General features: G+C 68.0%; 11 protein-coding genes. 7 read left to right on the top strand and 4 right to left on the bottom strand.

What is annotated here, in order from left to right:
- Positions 1–87: 87 nt before the first annotated feature.
- On the bottom strand, positions 88–546 hold the full coding sequence (locus ACYVN4_RS06865; RefSeq protein ID WP_460718436.1) for a hypothetical protein: 459 nt from the start codon (positions 544–546) through the stop codon (positions 88–90).
- Positions 547–790: 244 nt separating this feature from the next.
- Here ACYVN4_RS06865 and ACYVN4_RS06870 point away from each other — a divergent pair, with 244 nt between their 5' ends.
- From ACYVN4_RS06870 to ACYVN4_RS06890, 5 genes are all read left to right on the top strand, one after another.
- Positions 791–1,327: a DUF2599 domain-containing protein gene (locus tag ACYVN4_RS06870; RefSeq protein WP_460718437.1), complete on the top strand. Its 537-nt coding sequence runs from the start codon at positions 791–793 to the stop codon at positions 1,325–1,327.
- 142 nt (positions 1,328–1,469) lie between these two features.
- Positions 1,470–2,777, top strand: a complete 1,308-nt coding sequence (locus tag ACYVN4_RS06875) for an aminotransferase class V-fold PLP-dependent enzyme (protein ID WP_460718438.1) — start codon at positions 1,470–1,472, stop codon at positions 2,775–2,777.
- Positions 2,774–4,036: a heavy-metal-associated domain-containing protein gene (locus tag ACYVN4_RS06880; RefSeq protein WP_460718439.1), complete on the top strand. Its 1,263-nt coding sequence runs from the start codon at positions 2,774–2,776 to the stop codon at positions 4,034–4,036. Before ACYVN4_RS06875 ends, ACYVN4_RS06880 begins: the two co-directional genes overlap by 4 nt.
- Positions 4,033–5,466 (top strand): type III PLP-dependent enzyme domain-containing protein, encoded by a 1,434-nt coding sequence (locus tag ACYVN4_RS06885; RefSeq protein ID WP_460718440.1) that lies wholly within the window; start codon positions 4,033–4,035, stop codon positions 5,464–5,466. Before ACYVN4_RS06880 ends, ACYVN4_RS06885 begins: the two co-directional genes overlap by 4 nt.
- A complete protein-coding gene (locus ACYVN4_RS06890) occupies positions 5,466–6,791 on the top strand; it encodes a pyridoxal-phosphate dependent enzyme (protein ID WP_460718441.1) in 1,326 nt (441 codons plus the stop codon). The genes ACYVN4_RS06885 and ACYVN4_RS06890 overlap by 1 nt, the downstream gene beginning before the upstream one ends.
- Here ACYVN4_RS06890 and ACYVN4_RS06895 read toward each other — a convergent pair.
- Positions 6,788–8,479 carry a hypothetical protein gene (locus tag ACYVN4_RS06895; RefSeq protein ID WP_460718442.1) on the bottom strand — a complete coding sequence of 564 codons (1,692 nt, stop codon included), beginning with the start codon at positions 8,477–8,479 and terminating at the stop codon, positions 6,788–6,790. The two genes, ACYVN4_RS06890 and ACYVN4_RS06895, sit on opposite strands and share 4 nt — an antisense overlap.
- Before the next feature lie 49 nt (positions 8,480–8,528).
- A complete protein-coding gene (locus tag ACYVN4_RS06900; RefSeq protein ID WP_460718443.1) occupies positions 8,529–9,485 on the bottom strand; it encodes an alpha/beta hydrolase family protein in 957 nt (318 codons plus the stop codon).
- Between the two features lie 123 nt (positions 9,486–9,608).
- Between ACYVN4_RS06900 and ACYVN4_RS06905 the strand changes: the two genes are divergently transcribed.
- Positions 9,609–10,205, top strand: coding sequence for a TetR/AcrR family transcriptional regulator (locus tag ACYVN4_RS06905; RefSeq protein ID WP_460718444.1), 597 nt, complete (start codon positions 9,609–9,611; stop codon positions 10,203–10,205).
- Here ACYVN4_RS06905 and ACYVN4_RS06910 read toward each other — a convergent pair.
- On the bottom strand, positions 10,202–11,557 hold the full coding sequence (locus ACYVN4_RS06910) for a GDSL-type esterase/lipase family protein (protein WP_460718445.1): 1,356 nt from the start codon (positions 11,555–11,557) through the stop codon (positions 10,202–10,204). The genes ACYVN4_RS06905 and ACYVN4_RS06910 overlap by 4 nt on opposite strands.
- A gap of 152 nt (positions 11,558–11,709) precedes the next feature.
- On the opposite strand from ACYVN4_RS06910, the gene ACYVN4_RS06915 reads away from it, so the two are divergent.
- On the top strand, positions 11,710–11,979 hold the full coding sequence (locus ACYVN4_RS06915) for a hypothetical protein (protein WP_460718446.1): 270 nt from the start codon (positions 11,710–11,712) through the stop codon (positions 11,977–11,979).
- The last annotated feature ends 5 nt before the right edge of the window (positions 11,980–11,984 follow it).

Genomic DNA, 11,984 nt, shown 5'->3' on the forward strand with positions numbered 1-11,984 from the left:
GCAGCACCCTTTTCGACACAGCAGCGGGCCCGCCGATCAGTCGGCGGGCCCGTTTCGCTGTCCCGATGAGCGGACGCGTCGTCCCGATCAGCGGGCGTGGATGTGAGCCATGGGCGAGGTGGGCGGCGGGACGTCGCCCAGCGGCGCCCGGAATTCCTGCAGCGCGGCAAGCACATCCACGTGCCGGGCGGCGTAGCAGCGCACCTGCGGCAGCGCGTGGGCGACCTCGCTGCGCTCGAGCGGCTCGGAGTCGATGTAGCCGACCTGGTCCAGGCCGACGCCGAGGGTTTCGGCGATGCGGGTGATGGCCGCGGACTTGCGACCCCAGCCGACCTCGACGGCGGCAAAGCGTTCGGCCACCCCGTGGCGACGCAATTGCTCTACCGTCCAGGCCCATTCACCGCGCGAGGCGATGGCGTGCATGACGCCACGCTCGGCCAGGATGCGCAGGGAGCGCGCGGCATCGGCGCGCAGCGCACCGGCGCTCGAGTCGCACACCACCCCGTCCCACAGGGTGTTGTCGCACTCCCACACAAGCAATTTCACGTTCGCGGCGTTCATTGAGCCCCTACCAGTCAGCAACCATCCGGTACCAAGGGTGCCGGACGGTCCCCTCTTTTACGAACCGCCCTGCGCGTGCCATCGTAGGGTCCGTCTGGGTCAATGCACCAGCGCAGGGTGAATTCGGAACGCTGAAGTTCCCATCTCCCTGCGGGTTCGGTGTATATATGATCGCCGCTGGTAGCGTCGGATCCGGGCGGGACGGATCGGATCGAAAGGGGCAATGCCCATGCGGCGGCGCTGGAAACTCGCGGGTGGCCCGCCCGTGCTCGCGCTGGCACTGGTACTAACCGGTTGCGGCGCGGCCGAGGAGTCGGCACCGGTGGTGGTGAGTTCGCTGACCCTGGCACCACAGACGGCAACCCCCACGGCCGGACCCCCATCAGGATCGTCCGCACCGATCGCCCCGGCCCCGACGGCCTCGCCGATCGGCGTGCCCACGATCGACCCGTTCCCGGATCAGGCGCTCATCGATCGCACCGAGTGGACCGACGACATCGACGGCCGCCGCCTGCACATCTACCCGACCCAAGCCGGACGCACCGACAAATTCCCCGCCGCCCTCGGCCGCGCGTGGCAGGAAGTGCTCACCGACGCCCCCGACGCCGACACACCCGGCATGTACGACCAATTCCGCTGCCACTGGGAGTGGGCGCGCGTGGTTGCCCCCGACAAACCCAGCTGGAACATCGAGCCCTGGCGCCCCGCCGTCGGCTACGACGCGACCGTGGCCGCCATGTGCAACCCGGGCGGCCCCGAACGCTGACCCGCCCGCGCGGAAGCGTTCTTTCGACGCGGTAACGAAGGCGTACCGACGAAAGAGGTTGCCCCCGAGAACCTTCGAGCCGCACGGTAATTGTGCGTATCGTTGAGGAGGTCCAGCGCGAACTCTTCGGAGGGAGGCACCGGTGCGCGCCTCCGCACCAGCGTCAGTCGGCGCTGCACGAGCGTCGAGTGCTGTCGGGCCTGCCGCCCGCGAAACGGTAGTCACTGCTGCGCGGACCCTGTTTCCCGCGCTGAGCGCGACCTCGGACGTGTATCTGGATTCCGCGTCCACCACACAGAAGCCCTTGCCGGTGATCGAGGTGGTGCAGGGCTATCACAGCGCGCGGACCGCCAATGCCGGGCGCGGCACCTATCCGTGGGCATCGAGCCTGACCCGCCGCATCGAGGAGGTGCGGGCGGCGATGGCCGAATTCATCGGGGCCGCAGCGGATGAGGTGGTGTTCACCGGTGGGGCGACGGCCGGGTTGAATGCGGTGGCGTTGTCGTGGGCGCTGACCAATCTCGCGGACGGCGATGAAATCCTTTACAGCCCACGCGATCACGCGTCGAATGTGTATCCGTGGTTGCAGGTGCGGCAGTTGCTGGCACGGTTCGGGCGCAGCGTCACGCTGGTGCCGTATCGGGTGAACGCGCTGGGTGAGGCCGATACCGACGACATTGCCGCCCGGATCACCGCGCGCACGCGGTTGATCACCGTGAGCCATCTGCATCACGTGTTCGGGGCGCTCAACACCCTCGAGGAGTTGCGCGGACGCATCGATCCCTCGATCGCACTGTGTTTCGACTGCAGTCAGTCCGGCGGGCATCTGCGGGTCGATGTCGGTGAGCTGGATGCGGATTTCGCGGTGTTCTCCGCGCACAAGATGTTCGGTGCGCCCGGCACCGGGGTGTTGTACAGCCGTCGCCGACGCCACGGCGAGCTCGCGCCGTTCCTGCCCGGCGGGAATTCGGCGGTGTCGCTGGGTGATTCGGGGCTGCTGGCCGGGGCGATGCCGCAACTGTTGGAGGGCGGCACCCATAACATTCCCGGGATTCTCGCGCTGGGCGCGGCGCTCGAGGTGCTCGGCGAGGTGGGCCTCGAGGCCATCGCCGAACACAATCGGGCGTTGACACAGCGGTTGATCGCGGGCTTGCGCCCGGTTCCGGGGCTGGAGTTCCTGCCCGGGCCCGCCTACGCGCCCTGTGAGACCGGCTACGGGATCGTGTCGTTCACGCTGGCCGGGATCAGTTCCAACGATCTGGGTTTCGTGCTCAGCGAGCTGGGTTTCCTGGTCCGCACCGGTGCGCACTGCGTGCCCGCCGAGACGAACGCACCGGAGGCTCCGGCCGACGAGGACTCGGTGCGGGTGTCGACCCATCTCTACAACACCTTCGACGAGATCGACCGGTTCACCGAGTGTGTCGCCACGATTGCCGAGGAGGTCTCTTGACAACCACCGGTCCCGAACCCCGCTACGACCGGCGCGCCGCGTCGCGAGTGCTGGCCGTGCTGGCCCGCCCCGGGCTGGGTGCACCACCGGTGCTGCCACCGCCGCGGCGCATCGAATACACGTGCGCGGCATTGCAACCGGAGCCGGGCTCGCACCTCAACCTGTCGCAGCGGCTGTATCTGGAGCGGTTCATGCGGCCGTGTCGCGCCGATCAGGTCACCAGCGCCACCCATCGCATCGCCTGGACCGACAGCGACGGCATCCCCAACACCGGGCACTTTCGCAGCGGCGGGCTGGGTCCGATCGTGCCGATCGCCATGCGCGAGACGGTGCTGACGCTGTGGCACGCGCTGCAGGCCGATACCGCGCTGGCGCAGCGTATGTCGGAGTCGAGCCCGCGTGACGAGGCGGTGCTCGAGGGCACCACCACCGATCACGAACCGTACGAGATCTTCCGGGTCGGCATCGAGGCGGCGGGCCGCGCGCTGGCCCAGCACGCGCTGCTGGCGCGAACCACGCCGTATCGCAGCGCCGCCGAATTCGCGGTCGGGATGAAGGATTCGGGCATCTATTCGGCGGTGGCCACCCGCTGGTTCTGGGAGTTGCAGGCCTCGAGCTATCGGCGCGGCATGATCGCGGTCACGCTCAGCACCCAACCCGATGGGACCGTGCGGTATTCGGCCGAGACGGTGGCGACGCTGCGCGCCATGAAGGACATGACCATCGAGGAGGCGCACCGGGTCATGCGCCGCGCCATGCACACCGAGGGGTTGAGCGAGGCCGAGGCGATCGCCAAGTACCACGACGAGCTGGATCTGATCTCGCGCCAGTACGCGCTGCTGCCGCCGGGCACCCGCCCGGCCTGTCTGGCGGCGATGCCGCATCAGCTCGACGGCGCGCACTACAGCATCCTGCCGCTGGTCATCGACAAGTTCACCGACCTGTTCACCCGGATCGTCGAGCGGGTCACCGTCGCCGAGGTGGCGGCCGAAACCGGTTCGGAGACCGCCGAACTGGCGGCCGAGGATCGAGTGTTCTACGTGCCCGACATGACCTGCAAGCATTGCGTGCGCACCATCACCGGCGTGCTGGAGTCGATGAGCATCGACGTGACCGAGGTCGATCTGGTCAGCAAGCGCGTGATCGCCGACTTCCGCAGTCCCCGCAACCGGCATCGCGCCTTCGAGGCGTTGCGCGACGGCGGCTACAACCCGACTTTGGTCACGCCCGCGGCGGCGGCCAGCGAAACAGCGGTATGACGGCTGCCGCGCCGCCGGGGCTGCCGGCGAAGATGCATGCGCTGGTGCGGGGGTTCCTGGAGTCACCGGGCGCGGTGGAGGCGGCGGTGGCCGAGTTCGGGTCGCCGGCGCATCTGGTGTTTCCGCAGGTGTTCGCGGAGAACCTGGAACGGTTGCGGGCGGTGCTGGCCGCGCGGGTGCCGGGGTTCCGGATCTGTTACGCGCACAAGGTGAATCAGTCGCGGGCGTTCGTGGTGACCGCCCGGGCGGCCGGGGTGGGCATCGATGTGGCCTCGACCGCGGAGCTCGACAGTGCGCTGGGGGCGGGGTTCACGCCGGGCCGCATCGAGGTGACCGGGCCCAAAGGTGCTGAGTTCGTGGCGCAGTTGGTCGGCAGCGGGGTGACGATCAATGTCGATAATCAGTGGGAGCTCGAACGCATTGCGGCGCTGACTGAACCGGGGGCGCGGGTGCCGGTGCTGGTGCGGGTCAGTGGTTTCGCGGGCACGCCGGTGAGCCGGTTCGGGGTGCCCTTGCAGCGCGTGGACGCCGTGGTGAAGGTGCTGGCCGCCGAGCGGGAGCGGATCGAGTTCCGCGGGTTCGCCTTTCATCTCGACTCCGGTGAACCGGCCGAGCGGGTGCGCGCGGTGGAGAGTTGCCTGGAGTTGACCGAGCGCGCGTACGCGGCCGGTTTGACGCCGTCGGTACTCAACATCGGCGGCGGATTCCGGCAGGTGTTCACCGCCGATGCCACGGCATTCGACGCATATGTGCACGCGCTGCGGGAATCGTTGCTGGGTCGCGGGGAGCCGATGACCTGGGGCGGCAACACTTTCGGGTTCCATCTCGAGGACGGCGCGGTGCACGGGACACCGGTTTTTCACAAATACGCCAACACTGTGGATGCCGAGCGGATGCTCTCGGATCTGCTCGATACCGGGCTGGAATCACACGGCGGCCGCGAGATCGCGGCGGTGGCGGCGGAGAATCTGCTGGACGTGTGGCTGGAGCCGGGCAAGTCGCTGGTCGATCATGCCGGAATCACGGTGGCGCGGGTGGAATTCGTGAAGGAGACCGCCGACGGGTCGACGCTGGTGAATCTGGATCTCAGCCGCGACACCGTCACACCGGCGGATCAGGAGGTGATGGTGGATCCGATCCTGGTGCCCGCGAACGAGACCGCCGGGCCTGCGAATTCCGGTGCGGTCGGGGTGTTCCTGGCCGGGCGGCTGTGCCTGGAACGGGATCTGATCACCAATCACAAGGTGTGGCTGCCGCGCTGTCCCGCGCCGGGGGACTTCCTGGTCTTCCCCAATACCGCTGCCTACCACATGGATTTATCGGCAGCGCGCGCATCGATGCATTCGGTGCCACCCAAACTGGCAGTGACGCAACGGTCCGGGACGTTTCGCGTGCGCCGCGACGTTGACTACCGGCACGAGGTGCCCTGATGCGCTACGACCACATCACCGAACTGATCGGCAACACACCGCTGCTGCGGCTGGATCCGGCCGTGCACGGGCTGCCGCATGTCGAGTTGTACGCGAAACTCGAGTTCTACAACCCGTTCGGGTCGGTGAAGGACCGGGTGGCGTGGGGCATGATCCGCGACGACCTCGACGACATCGTCGCCGGGAAGAAGACGCTGATCGAGGCGTCGAGCGGCAATACCGCCAAGGCGCTGCGGATTCTGGCCGCCATGCACGGGGTCGGGTTGCGGGCGGTCACCAATCGGATCAAGGTCGCCGAGGTGCGGGAGCTGTTGCAGCTGTTGGGCACCGAGATCGAGGAGCTGCCCGGACTGTCGGAATGTCCGGATCCGACCGCGCCCAACGACGTGTACTCGGTGATCGAGTCGACCATGGCCCGCACACCCGGGGCCTGGTATCACCCCTCGCAGTACACGAGTGAGAAGAACATCGAGGCGCACTATCAGGGCACGGGACGCGAGATCCACGAGGATCTTTCGCGCGACGGCATCACCCGCGTCGACTATCTGATCGGCGGGCTCGGCACCACCGGATCCACGCGCGGCACCGCGACCTTTCTGCGCAAACACAATCCGGATCTCGAGACCATCGCCGTGGTCTCCGAACGCGGCGACTTCATTCCGGGCATCCGCTCGGAAACCGAGATGTGGGATGTGGGCCTGTTCCAGCCCGACTTCTACGACCAGATCCTGGCCGTGGAAGCCGGGCGCGCCGTCGACGCCACCCTCGCACTGGCCACCACCCACGGCGTCCTGGCCGGGCCCACCAGCGGCGCGACCTACGCTGCGGCACTGGACTTCCTGGCCACCATCGAGCCGCGCACCGAACCGCTGGTCGCGGTGTTCATCGTCTGCGACCGCCTCGAACCGTATCTGTCCTACATCCGCAAGCGCCGCCCGGAACTGTTCGGCAAGCCCGGCCGCGCCCAACCCCCAACGAGTACCGAGCTTTCCGCCACCCCCACCCTCACCCCCGACGCCCTCGAGCGACTCGACCGTGAGGCCCGGCCCACCATCGTCGACACCCGCGGCGCGATGGCCTATCGCATCGGGCATGTGCCGGGCGCGTTGAACATTCGCGACGACCAACTCGAAGACATGTTCACGCAGGGCATCCCGTTCTCCCGCTCGCGCCCACTGGTTTTCGTATGCCCCGTCGGTGAGGTGTCCCTGCGTTTCGCCGCCCTGGCCCGCCGCAGCGGCTACGACGCGTTCAGCCTCGCCGGCGGTCTCACCGCCTGGCGAGACGCGGGCAAACCCCTCGAATCCGCGCCGCGTCCGGGCTAGGTCGACGGGATGATGGCGAGGGTGCCGTCGCGGCCTGGGATCGCGACGCCCCAGGACTGGGGTGTTCGGAGGGTCGCACCGAAGTAGCTCACGGCGACATCTATGGTGAGGATGGGGTTCTCGCCGCCGGGGAGCGGTCCGGGACCGATGACCACGCTGCGGTGGCCGTCGGTGAGATCGAAGGCCACGACCCAGCCGGACTCGGGTTTGCCGAACTCGTATTTGAAGGCGTCACCGCACTCGCTGTTGTCTTCCCGCCGCCAGGCCATGAGGAGTTCGTTGCCGGTGATGGTCCAGTCGCACGCGTGCAGACCGTCCGGGATCTGTGCGCTCCACTGCGGTTTGGCATCCGGCCCCAGCAGCCGGAAGGTCTTCCCGCTGAACAGCCCGGTGGACGCGTACACAAACGAACCGTCCAGAACGTGCCCGTCCAGTAGGACGGTGGAGGCGTCGCAACCGCTGTCGAAATGGCCGATGGTCGCACCGGTCCGCGCGTCGACGGTGTCGCAGCCGTCCGGCAGCGCGAGTGCGGCGACCTTGTCCACCGTCATCCGGATCAATCCCCGTACGCCGGAACGCTTCCACAAGACCTGGCCCGTACCGGCGGCCACACCGGCCACCGTGTAGTCGGGAGATTTGCCACCCGCGGTGTACGGGCCTTCCGGGCATTCGTACAGCATCACGTCGCTGCCGCGCACCGGGGTGGATTCCCTTCCCGGCACACAGCCGACCGCCGCGGGGTCGAAGGTCCATGTCGGCTTGCCGGTGTGCTGATCGGCCCGGAACGGCTCGGCCACACCGGTATCGGTGTCGATGATCAGCGGTGTCAGATCCGAGTAGAAGGCCAAATCGAGGTATTGATCGCCGACAGCACCGGAGCCGAGCACATTCGGTTCCGCGCCCGCGCGGCGCACCTGCCAGCGGGTCTTTCCGGACCGTGGATCGATCCCGACCGCCCACCCTAACGAGGGTTCGGTCACGAGGGCCCAGGGCCCGGCCGGGGCCGACCCCAGCTTCGCTATCCGATCGATCGGCGGCATCGAGGTCCGGGACAGGTCGAGCATCGGCAGATGGTTGATCGCCGGATTCGATTCGGCCGCCGTGTCGTTCACGTCGACGGCGTGCAGACCGCCCGCCGATAGCGCGGTGACGGTGGCGACGGTCGCCGCCGCGACCACGGCCGTCCCGGACCTCCAGGCCCAGGCCCGAATTCGGCCGGTCGGATCGATGCCAAGGCGTCCTGTGATCAAGACCGACACCGTCGGGACAAGCTGCAACACGACGACGAGTGCCACTTGCGTCACCGTGAAGCGCAACAGCAGGTACCCGATCGACGTCGGAAACGGCAGGTAGCTGGTGAAATTCGCGGGCCCGTACCGAGCCTGGGCGATCACCGAGGGCGCGGCGGCGAGCGCGATCAGCAGCAACAGCCACGTCACCGCCATCAACCGCAGCCGCCGCCACGGCCGCCGTGCCGCTCGAACCACCACCCACACGCCCGCCGCGGGAGCCGGAATCAGCCAGGCCAGCAAGACCATCGGGCGATGCCCGAGGTAATGATTCCCGCTCCGCACCGCGACAATGCCGAGGGCAACGAGATACGTCACCGCCGCGGACAGCAGCACACCGTCCTGAACCCGCTTCACCCACAACTCGATCCGGCTGCTCGCCGCCCCCTCGACAATCACGCCGCAACCCTAGAGCACTCGAATCCACGCCGCGGACCGGCTGGTTCGGCTACTTCGTGTCGATACGACCGATCGGGTGCGATGTGTCGGCCATCTCGGCTTGGGTTCGCGTCCAGTCGGAATCGTCGCGAGACAGCGCGGAACGCAGGTAGGCGAGGGTTACCCGCTGCACCGTGGCGACGCGCTCGGGATTCTCGTCGGTGGTTTCGGCGACGTCGTAGCCGGAGATACCGCCCAGACCGTGTTCGGCGCCGTACAGGGTGAGCAGGGATTTGGGGCCGGGGGCGAAGGTGTAGGGGTCGACGTGCCAGTCCGGGCCCGCCGCGGTCAGATGGGGTGAGGCGTCCTTGTCTCCGGCGACCACGAGCGCCGGGGTCGTCATCGTGGTGAAGTCGGTGGTCGAAAGGAACGGATAGTTCTGGGCGACGAAGTCGGTGACCGCATCACCGCGGCCGGGTGCCGCGAACAGCATGCCCGCGGCGATGCGGGGTTCGGCGTGGCTCACCAGGTTCCCGCTGGCGGGATCGGTGAGGCGCGCACCGAGTAGCAGGCCGGCGGTGTGCCCGCCCATCGAGTGCCCGGCCACGGCGACCTTGCTCGGATCCAGGCGGCCGCGCAGCTGTGGGACCGCGGCCTCGATCGCCTCGAGCCGGTCGAGGATGAACGTCATGTCCTCGGCGCGTGATCGCCAGTGCGGAACCGACTCGGCCGCAGTTTGTTTCAGGGCGGGGTGGTCGGCGAGGGTCATGGAGTCCAGATGCGTCGGCTGGATCACCACGAAACCGTGCGCGGCCCAGTAATGGGCGAGCGGGGCATAGCCGTCGAGGGAGGACAGGTGGTTGGAGTGACCGAGGCCGTGGGACAACAGCACGATCGGCAGGTTGTTCCCTGTGACGGGCGCGGAGACCCGCAGCTGCAGATCGACCGCGCGTCCGGGACTGTTCAGCACCACCGGGGCGACCGAGGCCACCGCCATGGGATTGGTGTCAGAGGCTGATTCGTTCATGACTGGATTCCTTCCCTGAATCGTGTGACCGCTCGAGCTAAGCTGCACAAGCGGAACGATGTTCCGGAACTATACGGAACAATGTTCCGCTTTGTAAACAGTTCGTGGGAAGGAGTGCGCGCGGTGTCGAGCACAGACGGGTCCGAGCAGGTCTCGGGGCGCGGTAAACGCGCCGATGCGGTGCGCAATCAGCAGACGCTGCTGTCGGCGGCGGCCGAGGTGTTCGTGACGTCGGGTGTCAATGCACCGATCCGTGAGATCGCCGCCCGCGCGGGTGTCGGGATCGGGACGATGTACCGGCATTTTCCGACGCGGGCGGAGTTGGTCGTGGCTGTGTACCGCCACCAGGTCGAGGCGTGCGCGGAGGCGGGCCCGATCCTGTTGGCCGAGAACGATTCCGCGTTGACCGCTCTGCGTCTTTGGATCGATCTGTTCATCGATTTCCTGGTCACCAAGCACGGGTTGGCCGACGCGCCGCGCAGCGACGGCTTCGATGCGCTGCACACGTATTTCCTCGACCGGCTGGTGCCGGTCTGCGCGCAGTTGCTCGCCGCTGCCGAGGCGGCCGGTGAAATCACGCCCGGTACCGAGGCTTTCGAGCTGATGCGTGGCGTCGGCAACCTCTGCATCGGCCGCGACGACGATCCGCGCTACGACCCCCGCCGACTGGTCGGCCTACTGCTGCGGGGGTTGCAACTCCCTGCCGGTAAGGACAACTAGCCGCACTCGGAGCCGTGCAGCAGGTTCAGGTCGACGGCTTCGGCCATGGCCTGATAACCGGCGGGGTTGGGGTGCAGGTTGTCCGGCCCGGCGAAGCGAGGATCGAGGGTGCTGGGGTCGGCCGGGTTCGCGAGGGCGGCAGCGAAATCGATGACGCTGTCGGCGAGGGTCTGGTGGCGGATCCAGTCGTTGAGACGCAGGCGCACGCCATCGGCCAGGGGCGCGGACAGGCCGTCGGTGATGGCATTGGCGGCGGGGGTCAGGGTGCCCAGATGGACGTGCAGGCCCGCGGCTTTCATGCGGGCGATCAGGGTGGTGTATCCGGCGACGAGTTGCTCGTAATTCGCGCCGATGGGGACGCCGAGGTCGTTGATGCCCTCCAGGAGGATGACATCGGTGACGCCGGATTGTGCGAGGACATCGCGGTCGAGACGGTCCAGGGTGCTGGGTCCGAATTGCGGGATGAAACCACCGGCGAGCACCCGGTTGCCGGAGATCCCCAGGTTGAGCACCGAGATAGCGCGCCCGGCCGCGTCGAGGCGGCGTTGCAGGAAGTCCGGATAGCGGGAGTCGGTGTCCACCACGTTCGAGTCCTGCGGGACGCCCAGCACATTCGAGGCGACGTAGCCGTCGGTGATCGAATCACCCAGGGCGACCAGGCTCGACACCGAACCGGGGGCCTGCACATCGATGCCGGAGGCCAGCGGCACCGCGGTGGTGTGCAGGGCGAAGGCGTCGGGTGCGGTGTCGGCAGTGTGGTCGCCGGTGCCGGGTAGCGCGTAGTAGCTGGTGGCCTCACCGTCGAAATGCTCGGTCGACAGCGGCGCGAACTCCGGCAGATGCACGCTCACCGCGAGCCGCTGCCACGCCCGCACCGGCAGCTCGATCGGATCACTGATCAGGTCGTCGCCCGCGGCGATGGTCGCGCCGGCGCGGCCGGAGAAGGTCACCGGGCGAAGCGATTCCGGGTCGACGCCCGCCCCGCTCGCCTGCACCCCGATCGTCACCGCACCGATGGTGAGCGGCAGCGGGCGATAGCGGTTGGTGAGATGGAGGCGGACGCTGCCGCCACCCAGGTGCGGTGTGACGACGATCCGATAGGTCTGATCGCCGACGGAAACCTGCGGGGCCAGCGCGGGATCGGCCAGTCCCAACCAGTCCGACGGCGCGGCCGCCCACGCTCCGACCCAGTGCGATCCGGTGCACGCGAGCGGCGAAACCGGTTCCGCGCCTGCCGTTCCCGCGCCCAGAGCCGGCATGCCCAGTGCGAGCGTCGCGGCCATCGCCATCCCCAGTGCACCCGGTCCGGGCCCGCCGAGCCTGGTCTTGGGCCGGTGTGTTGGTAGGGACATCGATACTCCGTGGGTCTGGCTGCGCGCAGTAGTTCGCGTGCGGCGCACCCTATCGCGGCCGATTACTCCGGCGATGCCGAACGCGAATATCGTTGTCCTGCCCGCTGGTTGGCACCGACTCGGCGGTGTGGGCCGGGACACGCTAAGGTCCCGTGGTTGGGATCAGTAGTCGGGCAGGGAGATTCACCATCAGTATCGAGCCAACCGCGGGTCTGCCCGTCGGCCTGCACATCACGCGCAACGTCTGCAATGGGGTCACGGCCCTGTGTTTCGGTTCGGGGGTGGTCGCCATCCTCGCCGGGACGTACGCCAATTCGGGGACGGAATGGAGTCTCATCGGGATCGGGCTGTGGGTGCTGGCGTTGATCGCCCGCATCGGGGTGTTCGCCATCTCCCGGTCGATCTCCGGACACGCCGAATAGCAGCG

This window comes from Nocardia heshunensis, assembly GCF_054782115.1.